Source organism: Fulvivirga kasyanovii, assembly GCF_009711405.1.
Classification (GTDB): domain Bacteria; phylum Bacteroidota; class Bacteroidia; order Cytophagales; family Cyclobacteriaceae; genus Fulvivirga; species Fulvivirga kasyanovii.
Genome location: NZ_SMLW01000666.1, coordinates 15,831 through 40,547, shown reverse-complemented (window position 1 = coordinate 40,547; position 24,717 = coordinate 15,831). Strand labels below are relative to the sequence as shown.

General features: G+C 40.5%; 22 protein-coding genes. 16 read left to right on the top strand and 6 right to left on the bottom strand.

The window, feature by feature from the left end; all coding sequences use genetic code 11:
• Both panD and panC read right to left on the bottom strand, forming a co-directional pair.
• Positions 1-297 (bottom strand): aspartate 1-decarboxylase (gene panD, locus E1163_RS26635; protein ID WP_155176179.1); only part of this gene is annotated, 297 nt, incomplete at its 3' end.
• Positions 287-1,159 (bottom strand): pantoate--beta-alanine ligase, encoded by an 873-nt coding sequence (gene panC, locus E1163_RS26630; RefSeq protein ID WP_155176174.1) that lies wholly within the window; start codon positions 1,157-1,159, stop codon positions 287-289. The genes panD and panC, both read right to left, overlap by 11 nt.
• Positions 1,160-1,274: 115 nt before the next feature.
• On the opposite strand from panC, the gene E1163_RS26625 reads away from it, so the two are divergent.
• The 5 genes from E1163_RS26625 (at position 1,275) to E1163_RS26605 (ending at position 6,594) form a co-directional block, all read left to right on the top strand.
• Complete coding sequence (locus tag E1163_RS26625) at positions 1,275-2,081, top strand: glycogen/starch synthase (protein WP_155176172.1); 807 nt, start codon at positions 1,275-1,277, stop codon at positions 2,079-2,081.
• Positions 2,065-3,486 (top strand): DUF4270 family protein, encoded by a 1,422-nt coding sequence (locus E1163_RS26620; RefSeq protein ID WP_155176170.1) that lies wholly within the window; start codon positions 2,065-2,067, stop codon positions 3,484-3,486. Before E1163_RS26625 ends, E1163_RS26620 begins: the two co-directional genes overlap by 17 nt.
• 10 nt (positions 3,487-3,496) lie before the next feature.
• A complete protein-coding gene (glmS, locus tag E1163_RS26615; protein ID WP_155176168.1) occupies positions 3,497-5,332 on the top strand; it encodes a glutamine--fructose-6-phosphate transaminase (isomerizing) in 1,836 nt (611 codons plus the stop codon).
• A gap of 307 nt (positions 5,333-5,639) precedes the next feature.
• Positions 5,640-6,212, top strand: coding sequence for a vitamin K epoxide reductase family protein (locus E1163_RS26610; RefSeq protein ID WP_155176166.1), 573 nt, complete (start codon positions 5,640-5,642; stop codon positions 6,210-6,212).
• Position 6,213: 1 nt separating this feature from the next.
• Positions 6,214-6,594: an SPW repeat protein gene (locus E1163_RS26605; RefSeq protein ID WP_155176163.1), complete on the top strand. Its 381-nt coding sequence runs from the start codon at positions 6,214-6,216 to the stop codon at positions 6,592-6,594.
• On the opposite strand, the gene E1163_RS26600 is transcribed toward E1163_RS26605, so the two are convergent.
• Entirely contained in the window at positions 6,587-7,249 is a 663-nt protein-coding gene (locus E1163_RS26600) for a 3-hydroxyacyl-CoA dehydrogenase family protein (protein ID WP_155176161.1), read from the bottom strand. The two genes, E1163_RS26605 and E1163_RS26600, sit on opposite strands and share 8 nt — an antisense overlap.
• Positions 7,250-7,299: 50 nt before the next feature.
• Between E1163_RS26600 and E1163_RS26595 the strand changes: the two genes are divergently transcribed.
• The 9 genes from E1163_RS26595 to E1163_RS26555 all read left to right on the top strand — a co-directional run bounded on the left by E1163_RS26595 (position 7,300) and on the right by E1163_RS26555 (position 14,691).
• The gene (locus tag E1163_RS26595; RefSeq protein WP_155176159.1) at positions 7,300-7,680 is read left to right on the top strand and encodes a RidA family protein; all 381 of its coding nucleotides are present in this window, start codon (positions 7,300-7,302) and stop codon (positions 7,678-7,680) included.
• The gene (locus E1163_RS26590; protein ID WP_155176158.1) at positions 7,677-8,150 is read left to right on the top strand and encodes a hypothetical protein; all 474 of its coding nucleotides are present in this window, start codon (positions 7,677-7,679) and stop codon (positions 8,148-8,150) included. Before E1163_RS26595 ends, E1163_RS26590 begins: the two co-directional genes overlap by 4 nt.
• A gap of 54 nt (positions 8,151-8,204) precedes the next feature.
• Positions 8,205-9,755: a glutamate--tRNA ligase gene (gene gltX, locus E1163_RS26585; protein ID WP_155176156.1), complete on the top strand. Its 1,551-nt coding sequence runs from the start codon at positions 8,205-8,207 to the stop codon at positions 9,753-9,755.
• A gap of 12 nt (positions 9,756-9,767) precedes the next feature.
• On the top strand, positions 9,768-10,019 hold the full coding sequence (locus E1163_RS26580) for a hypothetical protein (protein ID WP_155176154.1): 252 nt from the start codon (positions 9,768-9,770) through the stop codon (positions 10,017-10,019).
• Positions 10,020-10,027: 8 nt separating this feature from the next.
• Positions 10,028-10,798, top strand: a complete 771-nt coding sequence (locus tag E1163_RS26575) for a TIGR00266 family protein (protein WP_155176151.1) — start codon at positions 10,028-10,030, stop codon at positions 10,796-10,798.
• 168 nt (positions 10,799-10,966) lie between these two features.
• Entirely contained in the window at positions 10,967-11,149 is a 183-nt protein-coding gene (locus E1163_RS26570; RefSeq protein ID WP_155176149.1) for a hypothetical protein, read from the top strand.
• An 81-nt stretch (positions 11,150-11,230) separates the two neighbouring features.
• Complete coding sequence (locus E1163_RS26565; RefSeq protein WP_155176147.1) at positions 11,231-12,100, top strand: hypothetical protein; 870 nt, start codon at positions 11,231-11,233, stop codon at positions 12,098-12,100.
• A gap of 104 nt (positions 12,101-12,204) precedes the next feature.
• On the top strand, positions 12,205-13,437 hold the full coding sequence (locus E1163_RS26560) for an NAD(P)-dependent oxidoreductase (RefSeq protein WP_155176145.1): 1,233 nt from the start codon (positions 12,205-12,207) through the stop codon (positions 13,435-13,437).
• 45 nt (positions 13,438-13,482) lie between these two features.
• Positions 13,483-14,691: a Pycsar system effector family protein gene (locus tag E1163_RS26555; protein ID WP_155176142.1), complete on the top strand. Its 1,209-nt coding sequence runs from the start codon at positions 13,483-13,485 to the stop codon at positions 14,689-14,691.
• A gap of 654 nt (positions 14,692-15,345) precedes the next feature.
• On the opposite strand, the gene ppk1 is transcribed toward E1163_RS26555, so the two are convergent.
• The 3 genes from ppk1 to E1163_RS26540 form a co-directional block, all read right to left on the bottom strand.
• Positions 15,346-17,436, bottom strand: coding sequence for a polyphosphate kinase 1 (ppk1, locus tag E1163_RS26550; protein ID WP_155176140.1), 2,091 nt, complete (start codon positions 17,434-17,436; stop codon positions 15,346-15,348).
• A 94-nt stretch (positions 17,437-17,530) separates the two neighbouring features.
• Positions 17,531-18,709: a hypothetical protein gene (locus tag E1163_RS26545; RefSeq protein ID WP_155176138.1), complete on the bottom strand. Its 1,179-nt coding sequence runs from the start codon at positions 18,707-18,709 to the stop codon at positions 17,531-17,533.
• Positions 18,710-18,726: 17 nt separating this feature from the next.
• Entirely contained in the window at positions 18,727-21,306 is a 2,580-nt protein-coding gene (locus E1163_RS26540) for a TonB-dependent receptor (protein WP_155176136.1), read from the bottom strand.
• Positions 21,307-21,554: 248 nt separating this feature from the next.
• On the opposite strand from E1163_RS26540, the gene E1163_RS26535 reads away from it, so the two are divergent.
• On the top strand, positions 21,555-24,125 hold the full coding sequence (locus E1163_RS26535) for a M14 metallopeptidase family protein (protein WP_155176134.1): 2,571 nt from the start codon (positions 21,555-21,557) through the stop codon (positions 24,123-24,125).
• A 141-nt stretch (positions 24,126-24,266) separates the two neighbouring features.
• Positions 24,267-24,668 (top strand): DUF4783 domain-containing protein, encoded by a 402-nt coding sequence (locus E1163_RS26530; protein ID WP_155176132.1) that lies wholly within the window; start codon positions 24,267-24,269, stop codon positions 24,666-24,668.
• Positions 24,669-24,717: the final 49 nt, after the last annotated feature.

Genomic DNA, 24,717 nt, shown 5'->3' with positions numbered 1-24,717 from the left:
TTTTGCCTCCTCAAAGTCCATAGTAGCGTAGGAGATAATAATAACAATATCGCCAACCTGTGCTTTTCGGGCCGCCGGGCCATTAAGGCAGATCATGCCACTACCTCGTTCACCTTTAATGATATAGGTTTCCAGCCTTTCGCCATTGTTTACATTTACGATCTGCACCTTCTCTCCCTCTATCATATTGGCAGCATCCATAAGATCCTCATCTATGGTTATACTACCTACATAATGCAGTTCAGCCTGAGTGATTTTCACACGGTGGATCTTTGATTTTAAAACTTCAATATTCATCGATCTGAATTGAGAATTCTAAATTAAAAATAACATTGTCAATTAACCTGACGCCATCAACATAGCCAGCTACGCAAAGCGCAACATTTTTTCCGATCAAATTGTTCTCCATGAGCTCCAATGTTTCAGGGTTCACAATTTCGAAGTACTCCAGCTCTACTCCCGCTTGCTTAATGATCCCAGCAACCTCATTTTTTACCTGAGGCACATCGGCGCCGGCCTTAAGCATTTTCTGAGCCTCGCTGAGTGCCCTGTACAGTATCACTGCCCTGGTACGGCCCTCTTCCGTCAGCCTTCTGTTTCTTGAAGACATGGCCATTCCATCTGCTTCCCGCATTATAGGAATGCACTTTAACTGCACGCCATAGGACAAATCTTTCACCAACTGCTTAATGATCAAATACTGCTGGAGATCCTTTTGCCCAAAGTATGCGCGGTGTGGAGCTACTATATTGAATAATTTAGAAACAATCAACCCTACTCCACTAAAATGGCCCGGTCGGAATTTACCTTCCATTACCTGATCCAGTCCGGCAAAGTTAAAGCTTATTTTGGGTTGTTCCGTGTAAATCTCACTATCATCGGGGCAAAATAATACATGACAGCCTGCTTCACGCAGTAAACTAATATCCTGATCAAGGTTTCGTGGATATTTCTCAAGGTCCTGGCTGTTATTGAACTGGGTTGGGTTAACATAGATACTACAAACCGTAATATCATTGTCACTCTGCGAAGCCTGGATGAGCGATAAATGCCCACTGTGCAACGCTCCCATGGTAGGCACGAGGCCTATTTTTTTACCATGGAACTTATGTTCATTCAGGTACTGTTGTAAAGGAGCAATATCCCTGTAAATCTCCATCAGAATCGTTTAAAAGGATCGCAAAACTATGTTTTTCAAAAGATAATATCTTGAAAAGTGCTAAAAATTTTGTAATTTTGTGGTCTTATTTTTAGGCAAACAAATCTCTACACATATGTCAAAACTTCGTATTCTTTATGTAGCCAGTGAAATCAATCCTTTCTTACAAACTTCCAAAGTAGCAGAATTTGTCAGAAAGTTGCCACAGGCTATGCAGGAAAAAGGGATGGAAATCAGAATACTGGTTCCGAGATTCGGCTTGATAAATGAAAGAAAGAACAGGTTGCATGAAGTTGTCAGACTTTCAGGGATCAATATAGCAGTAGGTGAAGAAGAAAAACCCTTGATCATAAAGGTTGCTTCCATACCTAATGCCAAGTTACAGGTTTATTTTATTGATAACGAAGATTATTTCCACCGGAAGTACGTTTTCCATGATAAGGAAAATAACTTTTATGAAGATAATGACGAAAGGGCAATATTTTTCTGTAAAGGCGTTATAGAAACCGTAAGAAAACTGGGTTGGGCGCCTGATATTGTTCATTGCAATGACTGGATGACCAGCCTTATACCGTTGTACCTGAAAACAACTTATAAAAATGATCCGTTATTTAAGGATACTAAATCTGTTTTTACAACGTATAACAATGCATTCAGCCATAAGTTTAATGGCGACCTGATAGAGAAGGTTAAAATGATCGACATCGAGGATAGCATGTTAACAAACCTTTTATCAGCAGATTATTATGGGTTTATCAAGTTAGGCCTTGAGTTTTCCGACGCCATTATCAGAGCAGAAGAAGACCAAACACTCAACGGCCTGTTTGAAGAATTCCCTGAGGAAAAGAAAATTGAAACAATAGAAAAAGACGAAAATTTTACGGACTCTTATTACAACTTATATAATGAACTTGTGGGTTAGAAGATCAGGGCTGATACTACTATCAGCCCTGACATTTTTTTCGTGCGAAGAGGAATTGAGCACAGTTGGTCTCCCCCCCGAAAATGATTTGGGGATTTTTTTTGTCGATGTACCACTAAACGATAAGGTGTCTCAGGTATGGGTCGACAACATCTATTCAAGGGGTACGGGCAGCATGCTTGTCGGTAGCTATGAGGATGAATACTTCGGGCATATCGAAGCCAGGAGTTTTACAGAACTAACGCTGCCTGCTGAAAACCCTGGCAAAAACTTTTCAGGCACAGCCACTCTAGACTCACTGGTCATCGAAACCAGGATAAGGGGAATTTATGGTAGCAATGTAAAAAACACACTCAACAAAATAGAAGTGTATCAGCTTACCGATACTATTCCGGTTAAAGATCAGGCTTATACTATTGCCTCATCTCAGGCACTCGGAAGTAAGCTGGCCGAAGGTGAATTTTATATTTATCCTGACTCACTGGGATTAAAGTTTTCTGATACGGGGAGGGATAAAGACATGGATGCCCTTGATTCTGCTTATTGGGAGAAGTTTTTTGACAGTAATGGCGAATACATCTATAAAAATAGCTACAGGATCAATGACGCTTTCGCCTTAGATTTTTTTTCTAAAATTAAAAATCAAGATCAGGCTTTTGCTAACGACACAACATTCGATGCTTACTTTAAAGGCTTAGCCTTTGTCCCATCGACAGGCAATAGTGCTATTTTAACTTATGGAGTGCCTGACACAAGAATGGTCCTTTATTATTCGGAGACCGATAGCCAAGGTAATACCACGCAAGAAGCGCTTGTGATGGGCTTATCCCAAACCATATATTATAATAATATTCAACCCAATAAAAATATAGGCTGGAGTGGATCTCATTTTGATGACCTTACGGAGTTTTATGATCCTTACATCACCAATACGGACCTGGCGTATGTCCAAAGTGGCACCAATCTGCTCATGAAGATAGACCTGTCATCTATACAACAATTCGCAGACACTGTAGATAGTCCTGTCATTCAAAAGGCTGAACTGGTGTTATCCAATGTTGTAGATGCAGGTGGCAATACGCCTCCTCCGGCTAACATGGTTTATTATCTGACCAGCATGGATAGCTTAATGAATGAAAACTATCGGGTGGGTACCATCTCAAACAATGCTCGTACCGCTGTACAACAGGTAGCTTATAACTCGGAGGACAATGAGATCCGAAATGATATTACCATTGCTTTACAGGGACTTCTATATGAAGAGAACTTCAATCAATTGATACTGGCTCCCGTAAGATTAGCAAATAATACATTCTTACCCACGGCTAGTTCAGTAAACAGACTTGTGGTGAACAAAGACAATATGCATTTGCGGTTCTATTACTCAATACCAGAAAAGAATTAAATAAATAGTTATGTGTGGAATAGTTGCCTATGTGGGGCCAAGACAGGCCCATGAGGTTATCATTAAAGGACTAAAGAGGTTAGAATACAGAGGTTATGACAGTGCAGGCATAGCCCTTCTTAACGGTGGTCTGAATATATATAAGAAAAAAGGTAAGGTATCTGACCTGGAAGAACATCTTTATGAAAATAATCTGAATAGTAATATTGGGATTGGACATACACGTTGGGCAACCCATGGAGAGCCTAATGATGAGAATGCTCACCCGCATTACTCTCACTCAAAGAAACTGGCCATTATACACAATGGAATCATTGAAAACTATAGCTCACTTAAACAGGAGCTGATCAATAAAGGCCATACTTTCGAAAGTGAAACAGACTCAGAAGTTTTCATACACTTTATTGAAGATATTCAGGAAAACAACAACTGCTCATTGGACGAAGCAGTACGATTGGCACTTACCAAGGTTGTCGGAGCGTATGCAATAGTTATTATGTCAAAAGACAACCCTAATTTGTTGATTGCAGCAAGAAAGGGTAGCCCTCTCGTAATAGGTATTGGTAAAGACGAATTTTTCCTGGCGTCTGATGCTACACCTATTATTGAATATACCAATGAAGTGGTGTATCTAAATGATTACGAAATAGCTGTAATTGACAATAATGAATTAAAGCTCAAAAACACGCAGGATGTAGTATCCACTCCATACATTCAAACTTTGGACATGGAACTCGAAGCCATTGAAAAAGGTGGATATGAGCACTTCATGTTGAAAGAGATTTTTGAACAGCCAAAATCTATTGGTGATTGTATGCGTGGTCGCCTGAATGCCAATGAAGGAAGATTGGTATTAGGTGGCATCAGGGAATATGCCAATAAACTGGTTAATGCTGAACGTATTGTAATAGTTGCCTGTGGTACTTCATGGCATGCCGGCCTAGTAGCCGAGTACTTCATTGAAGAGTTTTGCAGAATACCGGTAGAAGTGGAATATGCCTCTGAGTTCAGGTACAGAAACCCGATAATAAGGGAAGGAGATATAGTATTTGCGATTTCTCAGTCAGGCGAAACTGCTGATACACTTGCCGCCATCGAACTGGCCAAGTCCAAAGGTGCCATCATCTTCGGCGTGTGCAATGTGGTAGGGTCTTCAATTTCAAGGGTTTCCCATGAAGGTGCTTATACCCATGCAGGTCCTGAAATTGGGGTTGCCAGTACAAAAGCATTCACTGCTCAGTTGACAGTACTAAACATGATTGCCCTGAGGGTGGCGCATAAGAAAGGAACCATAACAGAGAGAAGATACCATGAGTTATTGGTTGAACTCGAAAACATTCCTGCCAAAGTGGAAAAGGCCCTTAAACTGGACAATCAAATCAAAGAAATTTCTGAGACCTTCAAAGATGCCCGTAACTTCCTTTACCTGGGCAGAGGTTACAATTTCCCTGTTGCCTTGGAAGGTGCCTTGAAATTGAAAGAGATCTCTTACATCCACGCAGAAGGATACCCTGCTGCAGAAATGAAGCACGGGCCAATTGCCCTTATTGATGAGGAAATGCCCGTGGTAGTAATAGCGACAAGGGACAGTTCTTACGACAAAGTAGTTTCCAATATACAGGAAGTAAGGGCTCGAAAGGGCCGTGTAATAGCGGTTGTTACTGAAGGTGACGCCCTTATCCCTCAAATGGCTGAGTTTGTAATTGAGGTACCGAAGACTGACGAAGCATTGATGCCAATGGTCTCTGTAATACCTTTACAACTGCTTTCTTATCATATTGCGGTAATGAGAGGTTGCAATGTTGACCAGCCAAGAAACCTGGCAAAATCGGTTACTGTAGAGTAGTCAATCACTATTAGAAATATATGAGAGGCCACCTTGTTATCAGGGTGGCTTCTTTTTTTTCTCAAGATCAAACTCAAAACCATACCAGTATTGAGTTAAATGTACTGTGCCGTATAAGTTGCAGTTATTTTTGTTCCAGGCAACGCAAAAAATATGAGCATAGCCGTAGCTAAGCAAGTATTTTTTAAGGCAGCATGTGAAAAAAAGAACAAAACTTGGTATGACTAAAGTATGCTTAACTTAACACTAGCTTTGCTAAAATAACAAAAGGCCATACTGATTAGTTAATTCAATAAAAAACAGTAGCATGGCCGAAAGCAAAGAACAGATACCACCTATTCCGCCAGGCTGGGATTACAACCCAGCCGCCTGGAGCCAACGCATTCCAATTGTAGTCCTGGCTATTATCGGGATGTTTATTGCGCTCTACCTGGGCCTTTACCAGTTAGATATTATCAGTTCGGTTTGGGAACCCTTCTTCGGGGACGGAAGTATAACCATTCTCAATTCAAAAGTATCACATGTATTGCCAATCCCTGATGCAATACTCGGGGCAATAGGTTATTTCATTGATGCTCTGACCGGTATTATCGGAGGTACAAGAAGGTGGCGTACGATGCCCTGGATTACGATTGTATTTGGTTTTGCCGTAGGCCCATTGGGTGTGGTGAGTATCATGCTGGTGGTATTTCAACCGGTGCTGTTCGATGCCTGGTGCACTTTATGCCTTGCTTCGGCTGTAATCTCCGTTGCTATGATAGGCCCGGCTATGGATGAAGTATTGGCAAGCCTCCAGTACATGCAACGTGTTAAACGCTCTGGACAATCTACATGGAAAGCATTTTGGGGTATAAAAGAAGAGGTTTTAAAAGTAGCATAATATGTGGGCACAGATAATTAATGTAATTCTCGGCTTATGGATAATGGCCTCTCCTGATCTATTAGGCTTTGCCGATCCTACGGCGGCAGATAACAATCACATTGTCGGACCGTTGATCGTGACCTTTGCTTTTACCGCTCTGTGGGAAGCTACCAGATCAGTGGGCAAATGGAACCTTGCTCTGGGGGCATGGCTGCTGATAGCTCCGTGGATACTTTCTTTTGAAGATAGAAGCGCCCTGATTAATGACATGGTCATCGGTGCCATAGTCGTTGCTCTTTCATTTATAAAAGGAAAGATCACTCAGCACTTTGGCGGTGGGTGGAGTGCTTTATTTAAAAATAATCCGGAGCATGTTGAAAAAGCCCGAGAACTTAGCTGACTCCTAACAAGTATTCTTTTTTTAACAGGGGGCAGATCTTGTACCTCTCATCTTTGGTGTCTTCGTAGATGGCTTCAAGTGTCTCATATACATGGTGTATACCTATAAGATCCAGCCATTCGAAAGGCCCATACGGATAATTGGTTCCAAGTCTCATGCCGGCATCAATATCTTCTCTTGAAGCTGTTCCTTCCTGTACCGTGTAAAAAGCTTCGTTAATGATCATAAAAATAATTCTGGGGGTAACCATTCCTACGCGGTCATCTACGAGCTTATATTCAGTATTCAGAGATCCAAATACTTTGCTAAGTGTTTCATATTCACCTTTCAGCGCACTTACTTCAATAACTTCTCTGTTAACAAAGGTTGGCAAACCATTAAACCCGAATACCTGGCCATCTACAGGGCCATTTAAAAATACGAGCTCAGCCAAACTGATCTTTACAGTATTGAGAAATATAACGGCATTGCCAGGATTTTTATAACACTCGAAATGGTCAGGGTTTTCGTCAATTATAAAGTCAAAAACCAAATCCTTTTCACTCAAAAACCTGGGGGATGTAAGTTGCGAAAGAAAAGTGTATTCATGGTTGTCAGAAAACTTCGCTTTAAATTCTAAAAAATTTTCCTCCTCCCCAATTATTAATATCTTCATAATTTGCAGCTTTAAGGCAAAAATAGATATTAAAATAAAAAATCGTCAGTATGAACCGAATAATTGTCAACAGTAAAAAAGCCCCTGCTCCAATTGGCCCGTACAGCCAGGCCGTAATGGTGGATAATACTTTGTATGTATCCGGCCAGATAGCCATAGATGCAGAAAGTGGAGACTTGCTTACCAGCAATATTGAAATTGAAACAGAGCAGGTAATGAAAAATATTGGTCACATTTTATCGGAAGCAGGCCTTGATTTCACTAATGTTGTCAAGTGTAGCATCTTTGTTGCAGATATGAATAACTTCCAATTGATCAATTCCATTTACGGGAAATACTTCCTTCAGAGCCCTCCGGCCAGGGAAACAGTAGAAGTAAGCCAATTGCCAAAAGGTGTAAATGTAGAGATATCTTGCATAGCGGTTAAATGACGCTTGTACCTCATAAAAATGAAACTTTGGTTGCGCCAATTACGGCACTACAGGCCATAAGCAGGCTGAGCCTCGTCACTCAGCCTGCCAGCCTGAATGAATCTAAAGAAGATCCCGGAATTTTATTTATCGGACATATTGGTCAATCATCATTTCGTATTTCAAGAAAGGTCAACTACCCTCAAAACTACTTACCTATCATCAAAGGCCGCATTGAAGGCTCCAGCCGAGGATGTATCATCTTCATTAAATACAGGTTATTTTTTAGTTCCACGCTCTTTTTTACATTCTGGACAAGCATGACCTTTCTGATAGGTCTCTTTTTCACCGCATTTTCCAAAGACTACTTGTATGCTTCAATCGCTTTTTCTTCAGGCATTGCTAACTATACGGTAACCCTGCTTAATTTTAACAAGCAGGTAAAGTTAAGCCGGGCCGCTCTGGACAGGGCGCTAAAGATGGACGCTTAGCTATTATGCTAATTTAACTTTTCGTAATTTTACCCCCTAAATCAATCAAAAAAGATGGATAGAGAAGTTCGTGTCAGGTTCGCTCCAAGTCCTACAGGAGCATTACATATTGGCGGTGTAAGAACTGCCTTGTACAACTACTTATTTGCAAAAAAGCTTAATGGCAAAATGATCCTCAGGATTGAGGATACCGATCAAAACAGGTTTGTGCCAGGTGCAGAAGAATATATAAAAGAGTCTTTGGAATGGATGGGCATCATTGCTGATGAAAGCCCCTATGTTGGAGGCGAGTATGGCCCCTACCGTCAATCAGAAAGAAAGGCAATGTATGCTGAGTATGCTCAAAAGCTAATTGACGAGGGCAATGCCTACTATGCTTTTGACACTTCTGAAGAGCTTGATGCCATGCGTGAACGGTTGAAGGCTGCACGTGTTGATACACCACAGTACAATGCAATCACACGCATGCAAATGAAAAATTCACTTACCCTTTCGGAAGAGGAAGTAAAAGAGAAACTGGATGCTGGCGAACCTTATGTGATCAGGCTAAAGGTGCCCCGAAAGGAAGAGGTAAGGCTTAATGATATGGTGCGGGGCTGGGTAATGGTGCATTCATCTGCCATTGATGACAAAGTATTAATGAAATCTGACGGTATGCCTACATACCACCTTGCCAATGTAGTGGATGACCACCTGATGAAGATCACCCATGTAATTCGTGGGGAAGAGTGGCTGCCTTCTGCTCCGCTACATGTTTTACTTTATAAGTTTTTGGGCTGGGAGGACACCATGCCTCAATTTGCCCACTTACCACTATTACTCAAACCTGATGGCAATGGCAAGCTCAGCAAAAGGGATGGAGATAAACTTGGCTTCCCTGTATTCCCGATTCAGGGGGCGTTTCCCGGCAAGGATGGTGAAACAGAAACTTTCCATGGTTTCAGAGAAGATGGCTATTTACCGGATGCACTGCTAAATTTCCTGGCTTTCTTAGGTTGGAACCCGGGTACAGAGCAGGAGATATTCTCACTGCAAGAGCTTATTGATGCATTTACAGTTGAAAGAATAGGCAAATCAGGGACAAAGTTTGACATTGAAAAAGCTAAATGGTATAATCAGCAGTATATTAAAGTGAAGCCTGCTGCTGAACTAAGCACATACCTCATTAAAGACCTTGAGGCTAATGGCATCGAGGTTGACCGTCAAAAAGCAGAAAGGGTATGTGAAGCCATGAGAGAACGTGTTGTATTTCCCTCTGATTTCTGGAAAGATGGAAAATTCTTTTTCTCCATGCCGGACAGCTATGACGAAACTGTAGTGCGCAAGAAGTGGACGGAAGATGCAGTTTCTGTTTTGGAAGCTTACAAGGAAGCGGTATTAAGATCGGATAAACTAAATTCCGAAACCGCAAAAGGAATTTTGAATAACATATTAGACGAAAAAGGCGTTAAAATAGGACAGGTGATGCAAGCTGTTAGGTTGGCCATAACCGGCAAAGGAGGAGGCCCTGACTTGATGGAAATCATTGAGATCCTGGGCAATGAAGAAGTGGCCGACAGAATCACTAGAGCTATTAATACATTGCCTGTTAAGCAAGTCAATTAAACCTTAAGCACCATGTCTAAAAAGGAATCAAAAAAGAAAAAGAAAAAAACTCAACCAAAGGTCAACCCGGAACTGGAAGGTTTTAACATTGAAATTGATTCCTTTGGTGAAATAAAGACCAATTTCAACATCGACCGTATCAACGAGTTTCTTAACAAAAATGTAGAAGACAAGAAACTCGCTGAACGCGATGATTATGACGAAATGAAATCTGAAAAACCAGAGAAAAAAGACAAGAAAAAAGGTAAGGACGAAGAAGAATAGCCAGATCTATGAACTCCCACGAAATCGACTATGAAATTAAAGGGGAAAGCATTCAAATCGTTGAGGTAGAACTTGACCCTAATGAAACAGTAATTGCCGAAGCCGGTGCCATGCTCTATATGGACAATGGCATTACCTTTGAAACCAAAATGGGCGACGGCTCGGAGCCTAATCAGGGCCTTTTTGGCAAACTCCTCTCCGCAGGCACTAGAGTATTAACCGGTGAGTCGCTATTCATGACCCACTTTACAAACAGAGGGGCCAATAAAGCTAAAGTTGCATTTTCGGCTCCCTACCCCGGCACCATTATACCTGTTGATCTGGCCAAGTCCCCTGAAAACTCATTGATCGTTCAGAAAGACGGCTTTTTGTGCGCTGCTTTAGGCACTAAGATGACTATTACCTTCAATAAACGTCTTGGGTCAGGCCTTGTAGGTGGTGAAGGCTTCATTCTTCAAAAACTCCAGGGTGATGGAAAAGCCTTTGTTCATGCCGGCGGCACGGTTATAGAAAAAGAACTGAACAACGATGTGCTGAGGGTAGACACCGGATGCGTGGTGGCCTTTGAGTCTTCCATAGATTTTAATGTTGAGTCTGCCGGCGGCCTTAAATCCATGCTATTTGGTGGAGAGGGGTTGTTCCTGGCTACACTAAGAGGTACCGGCAAGGTATACCTGCAATCTATGCCCATCAGGAAGTTGATACAAGCACTTGCTCCTTATGGTAAAAACAGAGGTAAGGAATCAGGATCTATACTTGGTAGCTTTTTAGAGTCTTAAAGTGCGCCTGCGGCTTTCCTACAACACTAAAGCTATTTTACTTTAGAAGTTTAAACAATTAAACTTACATGGGTAACATATAGGTTAAACTATTAAAAATTATCCGTAAATAAAATACTTTCTTTCTGCCCCCATCTAAGCCATTTTAATCTAAAACCTTAATCAAGAATGAAGAAAAAAATCAATGAGATGACTGCCTACAGGATAAAAAATGAAGGTAGTTCTCAATTAAAGGGAAAGGGTATTTATAAAATCATTGACAGTTGCAATGGAAATTTTGGTTATTACTTGTGGGATAGCGCAACAGGGGATTGCTGGGATCTGCTAGGAAACAAAATGTATACCTGTTAGAGTAACATGCCCCGGAAATCAACTGATTACCGGGGCACTTCCGTTTTGCATATGAAAATTTGTCTTTTTTTATTTATCAGTATGCTGGTTATTTCATGTTATCAAAATGAAATTGCTATTCCACTTGATAAAACGGTAAAAAATAGATCATTATCTGCATGGTCCCTGTCAAAATTTGATCCCCATTATCAAGAAAATATATCACTAAATGGAAAATTCAACAGTTATCATCTTATCGTTAATCCAACAACTAACGAATTACTTTTAACAGATGTACACTTTAAAGCTGCTGATTTTGTTAGTGATAAAAACCAATTTAAAGTGGTTGTCATAGATCAAAACAAAAATGATTCGTTAGATTCTGAAGATGAAATTTTTATCACTAGCATTCTTGCCGATTCAGTCCTAACATTAGGAGATTCTGGTGTTAAGAATAAAAATCCATTAATAGTAAAGAACCGGGACAAGTTTTTCGAAATTTTCTTTAAAGACTACAGCCTTCAGAAAGTATTTATATCGCCTACGGAGAATACAAACTATGATATAGAGTTTGTTGATCATTTAAACAAAGATTATAGGCTTGTTGATCAGGCTATGAACTTCAAGGATATAGAGACTTACCTGAAGCCAAATACCAGATTATATATTTTAAATGTCTCCACTACATGCAAAGGCTGCATAAATGCTCTGTCAGAAACCAATAAATTAATGAATAGTGCAAAGAACATCACAGCTCTAATTCTCTTTCCTGAAAATGATAACTGGGAAAAAATAAATGAGTTAACAAAAAATTTAAAAGGCAATCCGGATATAGCCATTCTGAAAACCCAAAACCCTGACTTCAGAAAAGATTTTGATTTTATAGCCTATCCAGATGGCGCCCTTTTTGAAAGTGATGGCAGCCTGCTTTACAACCATATATTTCCTGACCGCATTGCCTATATATTCTAGACACTTTTTAAGAACATTACTATTCTGCTACACTTCGTATTTAAGGGACCTAAATAAATTATATATTTGCCATCGTGTAGAAAATTTTAAGCGCAGCGCAAACGATGGAAAACGTAAAATTAGGCATTATTAAAGAAGGCAAAGTACCTGTAGACAGAAGAGTACCGTTAACACCTGCCCAGGCAAAAGAGGTAGAAGAATCATTTAAAAATGTAAAAGTAGTTTGTCAGTCCAGTGACATCCGTTGTTTTGAAAATGATGAGTATCGCCAGAATGGTATTACTTTATCTGACTCCATTGATGATTGTGATGTTTTAATGGGTGTTAAAGAAGTGCCAATTGATAGCCTGATATCAAACAAGACCTACTTTTTCTTTTCTCACACCATAAAAGAACAACATTATAACAGAAAACTATTACAAGCCATTCTGCAAAAAAATATCCGACTCATAGATTATGAGACATTAACTGACTCCAACGGAGCACGTATAGTTGCTTTCGGACGATACGCAGGCATAGTAGGTGCCTATAATGGCATTTGGGCCTATGGCAAGCGATATAATCTTTTTGACCTCAGAAGGGCGCATGAATGCTTTGACCTTGAGGATTTGAAAACGGAGTATAGCAAGGTTTCCCTGCCTCCTATCAAGATTGTGGTGACCGGAGGTGGCAGAGTTTCCAAAGGAGCCATGGAAGTGCTTAATGGTATGGGCATCCGCAAAGTAACGCCGGCAGAATTTCTCGAAAACTATTTTGACACTGCTGTATATTGCCAACTCAATACCTGGGACTACAACAAACCTAAAGACGGTGGAGAATTCAGTCGCAGCGACTTTTACACGAACCCTCAAGGTTATGAAGGGGATTTCCTGAAATATACGAAAGTAGCAGACCTGCTTATTGCCGGTGCTTACTGGGACCCGCGCGCTCCCGTGCTTTTCAGGCGGGAAGATATTATGAAGCCTGATTTCAAGATCAGGGTTATTGCCGACGTTACATGTGATATTGAGGGTTCTATTCCTTCTACAAAACAGCCGTGCACCATTGCTGAGCCTATTTACGACTACAACTCGAGCGATGACCGTGTAGAAGCTCCTTTGTCAGATGAAGGAAATATTACCGTAATGGCCGTGGACAACCTGCCATGTGAATTACCCAGAAATGCTTCTGAAGACTTCGGCCGTGAGTTGGTGGATAATGTACTGCCACACTTGTTTGGCAATGATGCAGAAGATGTTATTAAAAGGGCAACTATAGCTGAAAACGGGGCACTCACAGAGCGCTACAGCTACCTGCAAAATTATGTAGACAATAAGACGACAGCCGGAACTGCTTAAATATGTAGTAAAATTTCAAACTATTTTTTATTACATTTAGGAGATATGTTTATAGAAACCGAGCTAGTTAAAAGGTCAAAGAAGTATGCTGAAGAGGTTTTGGGCAATCTTCCAAAAGAGTATAGTTACCATAGCCTGACACACACGCAGGAGGTAGTTGCCGCTGCAGAAGAAATTGGCAATGAAATAGGCCTTTCTCCAGAGCAAATGGAATTGGTAATTGTTGCCGCATGGTTTCATGACGTAGGCTACAAGTGCGGCTTCAAAAACCATGAAGAGGAAAGCGCCCGGCTGATGCGGGAGAAATTGGCCGAGTTTGAGGTGACCCCTGAGAAAATAGCGGAGGTGGAAAAAATAATAAAGTCCACTCAAATGCCTCAATCACCGGAAGATGAGCTTTCAAAAGTGATGTGCGATGCTGACCTGTATCATCTCTCTAGCGACATCTATTTTGTCAGAAGTGAAGAGCTTCGTCAGGAGCTGATCAACGTTTGTGATGAAAAGATATCTCCGAAAGACTGGGTAAAAAAGAACCTTAAATTTTTAAGTACCCATAGCTATTTTACGGCGTATGGACAAAACACATTAGAACCGAGGAAGCAGAGCAATATAAAGAAGCTACAGAAGAAAAAGGACAAGAAGATAGATGCCGAATATACGCAAAAGCTTGAAGACCAAATAGAAAAACTAAAGCTCAAGATAGAGAAGAACAAGATCATGAAACCGGACAGGGGCATAGAAACCATGTTCAGGATCACCTCTAAAAACCACCTGACACTAAGTGCCATGGCTGATAATAAGGCCAACATCATGATCTCCATCAACTCTATTATTTTGTCGGTTCTGGTTTCGGTACTTTTCCGCAAGTTTGAGGATTATCCCAACCTGATCATCCCGGGGATGTTACTGGTTGTAGTTTGCCTCGTTACCATTGTATTCGCTGTACTGGCTACCAGGCCAAACGTATCTACCGGTACTTTCACCAAAGAGGATATCATCAATAAAAAAACCAACCTGCTTTTTTTTGGTAATTTTCATGGCATGGAGCTGGAAAACTACATGTGGGGCATGAAGGAAATGATGAAGGACGCAGACTTCCTCTACGGCAGTATGATCAAAGATATCTTCTTTTTAGGTATAGTATTGGGCAAAAAATACCGTATGCTTAGAAAGTCTTACAATGTGTTCATGTTCGGCTTTATTGCAGCCATCCTCTCATTTGTTATTGCAATGGTATTTTTCCCGGCTCACTGATGCTCACATTACACAACAAGTCTGACTTTGCTGCTTAAGTTTGCCTCATTTTACCAAGTGTTTTTTAGTTGAGCAAAATCATTCATCAAATAAATATTGCAAAGCATACAATTACCAAAATCATATAAATTGCAATATTCCAAATGCCATAAACAAGCGGCAGCATAGCAAAAAATAAAAGATATATCAACCTGGAAGGCATCCTACTAATATAATTTCTAAGTTTCTGCCAACGGTTAGACACACCCAATTTTATTATCATAAAAAATGCAGCACAAGCGAAAAGAACGGTAATTAAGGTTAGATAATGGAAAGCTATTTCTCATTCAAAAACAAATATAATAATAGCCCCTTAATATCAGAGCCAAACTTTTAATCAACCTAGTCATTTTAGTGTTTGTGTATTCCATTATTTGTTGAGGCAATTTCCGCTGTTCTTCCTGTGTGATCGGCAGATTCCCTATAAATATTTCCTCCTACTTCACCAATTGCCCATCTAACAGCTACAGCCCTACCAACAGGATGTATTCCTAATAACTCACTAGTGAGTGCCATAAGTCCAGCTAACACTATATCACCTCCCGTTGAACCTGTTAGTGATGCAGCTCCATTAAAGCCGACATACCACTAACTAACGGCATCCGTTATTATATATTACTGCAAAGGTATCCTCCCCGGCTCACTAATACTCACATTCTCCAGGGCTTTGAGCCATTTGTAGAAATCTACCTGTGCCTGAATTACAGGTTCATCATTTTTCACCCGGATATTCCGAAGATCTTCATTAATAAAACAGGCCTTGGTATTGTCTCTCAATTGTAAATCCAACATCTTCATTATTTCCTTCTTGAGATTTTCATTCCGAATAGGGAACACAACCTCTATTCTACGGTATAAGTTGCGCTTCATCCAATCGGCAGAACCCTGGTAAAGGTCTTCCGCACCATCATTGTAAAAGTAAAACACTCGGGAATGCTCCAGATAGCGATCAACAATTCGCCTTACAGTAATATTTTCACTTAACCCCTCCACCCCAGGACACAGACAACAAATGGCTCTGATGATCAGGTCTATTTTAACCCCGGCCTGACTGGCCTCGTACAACTTATCAATCATAATATCATCCTGCAAGTTATTTAGCTTTAGAATGATGTAGGCTTTCTTTCCTGCTTTAGCATTTTCAATTTCTCTATTAATCATGGCAGTAAACCGATCGGTGATGTTAAACTGCGAAACCAGTAAATGCTCAAACGGGAGTACCTCTTCCTTTTTATAGAGATATTCAAAGACACGGTCAAGCTCATCGGTCATCTCTGCGTTACAGGTGAGCAAGGCCTCATCAGCATATATGGTAGCTGTTTTTTCATTGAAGTTGCCTGTTCCGAAAAAGCCATAACGTTTAAGTGATCCATCTGCCTGCCTTCTGCACACCAAACCTACTTTGGCATGGACTTTAAGACCGGGTATACTGTAAATTATTTTAATACCGGCCTGTTCCATTTTCTCAGCCCATTTCAAGTTATTCTCTTCATCGAAGCGAGCCTTAATTTCGACAAATACAGTCACACTCTTTCCATTATTCGCAGCACTGATCAATGCATTACTAATAAAGGATTCCGGGGCGATACGGTAAAAGGTAACTTTAATTTCTTCGACATGAGCATCAAGCGCCGCCTCATTGAAAAAGCGGAGTACATAATCGTAGTTATGGTACGGGAAGTGTAGCATTACATCTCCCTGATCTATTGCATGAAAAACTGATGGGTTTTCTTCCAGACAGGTCTTTCTGATAGGCTCCAGGAATTCATTTTCAAAAGCAGGCTTCAAAGGATTCTGCAAACCAAAAAGATCATACATATTGTGATACCTGCCTCCCGGAACAAGATCGTCTTCCTCAAGATTGAATTTCTCCACAAGGAACGCTAGCATCTCACCGGGCATGGTATTATCATATAGAAACCGCGAAGGTACTCCCAGGTTTCTCTTATCTATTTGTTTCCTGATCTTCTTAACCAGATCTCCAGAGTATTCGTCCTCAATATTGAGATCAGCATCCCTGTTTAGTTTAATGGAATAACAGCCTTTTACGGCATGATTTGGAAAGAGAAAATCCAGATTTTCTCTGATGATATCATCAATAGCTATATAGTAAAAGAATTCATTGGCCTTTGGAAGCTCAACAAACCTCGGCAAATGATCTGTAGGAATATTAAGGTGAGCATAATCCGTCTCACCTGTAAGCTTATTTTCCAGTGAAATCGCAAAGTACAGCGCCCTGTTGTCCAGGTATGGTGCCTTACTTTTCACCCCTGTCATGATAACGGGCTGGAGGTAAGATAAAATTTTGCTTTTAAAAAAATGCTCTACAGCCCTTTGGTGTTCTTTTATGATTGGCTCATTCCTGTAAAGGATTATTTTATGCTGCTTAAGCTCAGGAAGGATCATTTCCTTTTTTATCCGTCCAAATTCTTCCTGTTGAAGGTTTACCTCATCAAGGACTTCCTGCAAGAGTTTCTTAGGTTTAATAGCGAACCGCTTATTGATCTTTTTCTTGTCAATGTCTACAATGCTCCTGAGTGCGGCTACCCTGACCCTGAAAAACTCATCCAGGTTAGAAGAGTAAATGGCCAGAAATTTTATTCTTTCGTAAAGCGGAACATTGGTATCTGCAGCTTCCATCAAAACTCTCTTGTTAAAAGAAAGCCAACTCACATCCCTGTCAAAATATCTGTAACTGTCATTCATTATGCTAAAATAACAAGACAATAAATAATAAGTTAGTTTAAAATAAAAATGCCCCGGCCTGAGCCGGGGCATTGTTTGTTTTGTATGCTATTCATTACTCCACCACTACATAATTACCTTCATCGTTCAATATTAAATGAACTGACAAGAAACCTGCAGGGTAAGTATTATAAGTAACAAGATATTTCTGACCTACTTCACTATTTGGGAAGTTATTTTTAAGAATGGCTCCTATAGCCTCTATGATATCTTCTGATGTCCAGTAACCACTTAGTGTACTAAAGTTACCAAAAGAACTTAAATTACCTCTTGAAGCCTCGGTACCAAGATCAGGGTTATTGGCAACAAATGTATAATCTGGTGCTGACAACGTATATCTTATAGTGTTATCTGGCACCCAGACTCCATCTTCATTACCAAATTGTAAAGACTGAGGCATTGCATCTTGCTGAGGCACCCATGTCTCTCCATTATGAATGAATATAGCCAGGAAATCTTCAAACACCCTAAAATCGTCCTCATCGTCATCAGGAGTGTCATTATCATCTTCATATGTATAGGTAAATATTGATGCACGTATGTCTCCCTCTTCTCCAAATGGGAAAAGCCTGTCAAATAAGAAAGCTATTCGCTCTCTGGCAAGAGACCTGCTGTCAAAATTCGGATAAGTTTGTCCCATGAAGTTATAGTCTTCCGTAGTGGGCTCGTAAGCGAGAAGCCATTGACTTGCATAATAAACCAGCTTGCTTTCTCTCTCTTCAGATACAGATTCATTGCGATAGTCATAAGTCAAAGTAACCACATCTTCATTCTCAGGTGCAGTATAGACATACTCAACAGCCTTAAATATATCGCTTTCGCTGGTTAAATAGGTGCTATCTGTACCTAGCAGTTTGTCAGGGTGGTTTTCACCAATACTATCATACTCTGCTTCAGTCAATGAAAGCTCAACTGCATTGTTTATTCTAATTGGATTATAAAGGTCATACGTAACTAAAACGCTGGATCCATTACCAAGCTGTGGATATGCTCTCTCCAGTATTAAAGGAATATAAGTTTTAGCTTCATCCTCGGATTCGAAGTTACCATATTTTGCAACTCCCTCTTCTTCCAAAAGATCGTATTCATCGTCAGTAAGAGTAATTTCAAGGACCTGAGCTGCAGTAGGATCATCAATCAGCTCATCTAACTCTTCATAAGTTTCGTCTAACGGATCACAGGATATAAAAGTGATCATCATTAGTGTATAGAAATATATAATATACTTTTTCATCTGATTTAATGTTTCAATTAAAATTTAATTTTTAACCCAGTGGTCCAGGTTCTGCCAAAGCCATAAAACACTCTTGCTCCAGCAGCATCACCAATACCATCTCCATCATAATCACCATCCTGGGCATCAGAGATATACTCAACATCAAAAAGGTTGTTAACATTGGCATAAAGCACAGCCTTGAGATTACCTATATTAAAATCCACCGCCGCGTTAACGTCTACCAGTGAGTAATCAGGAACTTCCCAAGCTTGTTTACCTACAACTGTTTCATCCGTTCTGTCTGTTGGATCATAGCTTGCATATAAATTTGCATAATAGTTGTAAGTCATTCCTAATTTGAAATTATCTATAACTTTATAGTCAATGCCAAATGCAGCAGTAGTCTGCGCGGCATCTCCTACTTTCAAATCTTCGATATATAATGTGGAAATACTTCCAACAATGTCCTGGTTTTCGTCAAAAATATTTACTCCATCAACATTGTTTTGCCAAACCCAATCACCAACAGAAAGCATACCATTGAAAGTCAGATTGGTTGTCGGCTTGTATAAGAAGTCAAGCTCAACTCCCTGATGCAAAGCATTAACACCTAAGATATTGGCAAAGAAGAACTGATTATCAGAACCTGGGAATCTTTGAGTAAAGGTTCTGTCTTTCCAGTTAGTTCTATAAAAGTTCACATTTGCATTAAGCTGGGTGCTTCTATAACCATAACCCAATTCGAAACTGAGAATTTTCTGATTTTCAGCATCTTCGTTAACAATATTTTGATTGTTTTGATAAACTGCATCAAAATCAGGAGCTTTTTCAAAATACCCTAAATTAGCAAACACATTGTGATTTCTTGTCAGGTTGTAATTGGCTCCACCTTTAACCTGGTATCCAAAAAAGTTTTGGAAATCTGTCTCTTGCAATGGATCATCATCTTCGTACAAGAAGTAATCAATCCTTTTATATGATGTGTTTGACGCTGCAAGTGAGGCAAATGCTGTTAAAGCTCCTGAAGTGTACTCTGCCTGAAGGAATCCACCTTCCCAAAGTACAATTCCATCATTGTAATAATTGATCTTATCACCAACTCCAGCTCTTCTTACAGGTTGATTGGCATCACTATCATCTAAAACATAATCTGCTCCTAAAAGATCTACAACCTCTGTAAAGTGAATACCTTTATAATACCTCAAATCCAAACCGGCAAGTATATCAAGATTAGAATTAACCTCTTTAGTATATGTACTTAATGCGCCGTACCATTTATGATCATTTCTTGATGCTCTAAGGAATGACAGAGCATGACCGTCAGCAGAAGCAACGTTTTGATCAACTACGGCATCCAAGTCATAAGGTGAATATTCATTCCCGGTTCTGAAGTCTCCAATGCTGATATCAACATTCTGATATCCACCACCTCCACCAGTACCATAAGAAGCGTAAAGTGCAGTAGAAAGCTCTGAAGTTTCGTTGATTGTCCAGTAGTGGTTCAATGAAAACTGTGGTTTGTGGTAGAAGTTATCTTCAACATGTACCACTTCTCCATTTAGTATACCCCAGTCAGCATTGTATTTTATCCCTTGGGGAGCGTTTCTGAAAGTCTCGATTGACTGCATATTCTGTCTCTGACCGTGTCTCTGAGGAGCGCCGAATCCGGTTAAAGACAAAGTATGCTCATCATTGATAATTTTCGACACGTTAAAGAAGTAGTTATAACCTTCAAACTCCAGGCCCTCTGCCCAACCGTCACCTGTAATCTTGGCCGCTGCAACAGAAACCGCCCAATTTTTCTCAGTAAGACCTGAAGAAAGTGAGAAAGCCGCTTTTTTGTAGTTATTGTTACCTACACCTGCAAATACATAACCACCTTTTTCAGCGTCTGTAGTATGTGTAAGAATGTTAATAGTACCTCCGATTGACGGAACAGCTACTTTTGAAGCTCCAAGGCCTCTCTGTACCTGCATAGATCGGGTAACGTCTGTCAAACCAGCCCAGTTAGACCAGTAAACACGACCGTTTTCCATGTCGTTAACCGGCACACCATTGATCAGCACTGCTACGTTTACAGAGTTAAAGCCCCTTACATTGATCCTTGAATCACCATAACCACCACCTGTTTTAGTAGCATATACACCGGGAGTTGACTTTAGAAGTTCAGGAAATTCCTGGTTACTGGCCTTTTCTGCAATAAAAGATTCTTTAATCGTTGAAACAGCAACAGGGGTTTTTCTGTCAACCGCAACAGAAGCAATTACCTGTACTTCTGACAGGCCGATTGCGCTTGACTTCATCTGTACAGTTCCGATATCAGTATTTTGACCTTCATTTACTGTTACTTCAACTTCCTTTTCACCAAAGCCGATAAAAGAAACCACTATGGTTTGTGAGCCTACCGCCACATCACCAATCTTAAAATTTCCGCCTACATCGGCTACTGATCCTTTGGTAGTTCCTTTTACTCGTACGTTAGCACCAATAAGAGGCTCTCCATTGTCTTCATCCAGCACTTTACCGCTAACTGTCCCCGTTTGGGCAATAGCAGAAAAGCTGACCATCACAAAAAAAGTGATGACCATAACTCCAAATCGTAAAGTTTGTTTCATTCCTTGTTTTAGGTTTGTTAAAAATAGTTTTTGTGTTTAGATTATCTTCAGTATGAAAATGCGGTGCAAATGTATGATATAATTCAACTAGCTGTTTATCAGGCAATTTTATTTTAATAAAAAGAAACCTGCTTTAATATTAATTTATTGTTAAGTAATTGAATGCGAAGGCTAAAGAGATTGCTAAATTCACTAATATTCTGTGCTGTTACTGCAACGCTCTTTACCCTTGCAAAAAAAGTGAATTTATGAAAAAAATACTAGTATTGGCGGTTATAATTAGCGCTTTGATCCCCCATGTCCATGCTCAAAATTTTGATTTAAAATACTACCTCCCCCAACAGGCATCATATAACCCTGAAATACCTACCCCGGAACAGGTGATAGGTCACAAAGTAGGGGAATGGCACATTAGCCACGACAGATTGGTCAACTATATGTATGCTCTCGCTGAGGCCTCAGGCAGGGTACAAATACAGGAGTATGCCCAGACTTTCGAAGCGCGCCCTTTGCTGGTCCTGACCATTTCATCAGAAAAGAACCTGAACAATATAAATGATATAAAGAAAAAACACGTTCAACTGACCAATCCCAAAACATCGGATCAGTTGGACCTGGAGGATATGCCTGCCGTGGTTTATATGGGGTATAGTATTCATGGCAATGAGGCCAGCGGTAGCAATGCTGCACTTTTAGTGGCCTATCATTTGGCTGCTGCACAAGGCGATGAGATAGAAAAATTACTGAATGAAACCGTGATCCTTCTTGACCCCAGCTTTAACCCCGATGGTTTGCAGCGGTTCTCCGGCTGGGTCAATTCCAGAAAAAGCTACAATACCTCTGCCGACCCTAATAATATGGAGCAAAACGAAGCCTGGCCCGGAGGCAGGACCAACCATTACTGGTTTGACCTCAATCGTGACTGGCTTCCGGCACAGTTGCCCGAATCGCAGGGAAGAGTGGCGCTATTCCATGAGTGGAAACCCAACGTGCTTACCGACCATCATGAAATGGGAACCAACTCTACCTTCTTTTTTCAACCCGGTATCCCCTCAAGAAATAACCCTTTAACACCTGAAAACACCTATACCCTGACCAGTAAAATGGGGGAGTACCATGCTGAAGCACTTGATGAGATCGGTTCGCTGTACTATACCAAGGAGAGCTACGATGACTACTATTATGGCAAAGGCTCCACATACCCTGACATCAATGGTGCAGTAGGTATACTCTTCGAGCAGGCGAGCTCACGCGGACATGCCCAGGAGAGCATTCATGGCATTTTGCGGTTCCCCTTTACGATCAGAAACCAGATAACCACCAGCTTCTCGACACTAAAGGCGGTAAATGAAATGAGGCTTGATTTTTTACAACATCAAAGAAATTTCTACAAAGAAGCTGCTCAGGAAGCCCAAAAAGATCAGAATAAAGCTTATGTATTTGCTTCCAGGGATGCGTACCGTGGCTATCACCTGGCTCAGCTTATAGCACGGCATAAAATTGATATCTACCACTCAAAAGAGTCCATGAATGTTGATGGGGTTAATTTTTCGGCAGACCAGGTCTATGTAGTACCTCTGAACCAGCCCCAATACAGGCTGATAAAAGCCATGTTTGAAACACGAACTGAGTTTCAGGACAGTTTATTCTACGATATTTCAACCTGGACGCTGCCTTTGGCCTTTGGACTGGACTACAAAACACTCAGCTCCAAAACATTCAGCAACGACATGCTGGGGCAGCCCTTTAATCCTGAACAAGAACCTGAAGGTAAAATTATAGGGCAACAATCATCCTACGCCTACGCATTTGAATGGTATGGGTACTACGCTCCAAAACTGCTCAATGAGTTACTAAAAAAAGGTTATACAGTTAAAGTAGGAAACGAAACATTCAGAGGTGTTGATGGAAAGCAGTTCGCCAGGGGGTCTATCATCATTCCTGTGGGTATACAGGACAAAACAACCGACACTATTTATAGTACACTATCGCAGCTTGCTGCGGAAACAGGTATCGATATTTATGCTTTAACCACAGGACTGGACTACGAAGGTGTTAGTTTGGGGAGCCGAAGTTTCGACAAGATCAATAAGCCAAAGATAATGATGCTGGTCGGTGATGGAGTCTCTCCATATGATGCCGGTGAAGTATGGCACTTATTAGACCAGCGATATGATATGAACCTTTCCCTTGTTCCCATCAGTGAGCTGGATCGTATTAACCTGGATAAATATAATACACTGGTTATGGTAGATGGCAGGTATAATGATATTTCGACACCCGCAAAGGACAAACTGAAATTATGGCTTCAAAACGGTGGAACTATTGTGGCAAGCAAAAATGCAGTAAAATTCCTGGCATCATCCGGATATGGAAAATTTGAATTTGAAAGGCTAAATGATAAAGACTCCTTATCTGCGAGGAGATACGCTGATATCAGTGAAACAGAGGGAGCCAGGGAAATTGGCGGTGCTATTTTCGAAACAAAAGCAGACATTACTCACCCATTGCTTTATGGTTATTACAAGCAATCGCTTCCCATTTTTAGAAATAGCCGTTTATTCTTAAAAAAATCCAGCAATGCATTTGCCAATCCTATAGTTTATTCAGATTCCCCATTGTTGAGCGGTTACATTTCCAGGGCTAACCTTGATTTACTAAAGGGCACATCAGCGGCCGGCATAAGTAATTACGGCAAGGGGGTGGTTATCGGGTTTACTGATAACCTTAACTTCCGGGCCTTTTGGTATGGTACCAATAAAATATTTATGAACGCCATTTTCTTTGGTCCTATTATCGATCGTGCTGCTGGCAGATGAGGATTAAAAAATCAGTGAAGCCGACCATAAATGGTACACGATGTTGCTTGTATTAGATTAATGTGCTAATTTGAAATTTAATTGTATCACTGCAGTTTGGCATAATTTTGGTCGCCGATTCAGTGTTAATTAACCACAAACATGAAATTCAGAACGGGAAGAATATTATTTAGTGTCGCTTTTGTGCTTTTAATTACGAACCTTGGCTTTGCGCAGGGAGAGATTATTAACGATGTTAAAGAAGCCATTAAAACAGGTAGCTCTAAGGAAATTGCAAGGTTTTTAAATCAAAGTGTGGATGTTACGCTTGACGGCAACATGCAGAGCTATAGCAAAACACAGGCAGAGTACGTGCTTAAGGATTTTTTTAAGAACAATCCACCTTCAAGCTTTACCATAGTCCATCAGGGTGCTTCCAAAGGAGGTTTGCCTTATGCTATAGGTCAGTATATTTCAAAAGGAGACACCTATAGAGTATGGGTAAGGATCAAGGATACCGGGAATAAATACCTGATCCATGAGATCAGTTTTATAAAAGAATAGCATATACAGACCATTTAGCATATTATAAGCACTGTTTAATCAGTGCTTT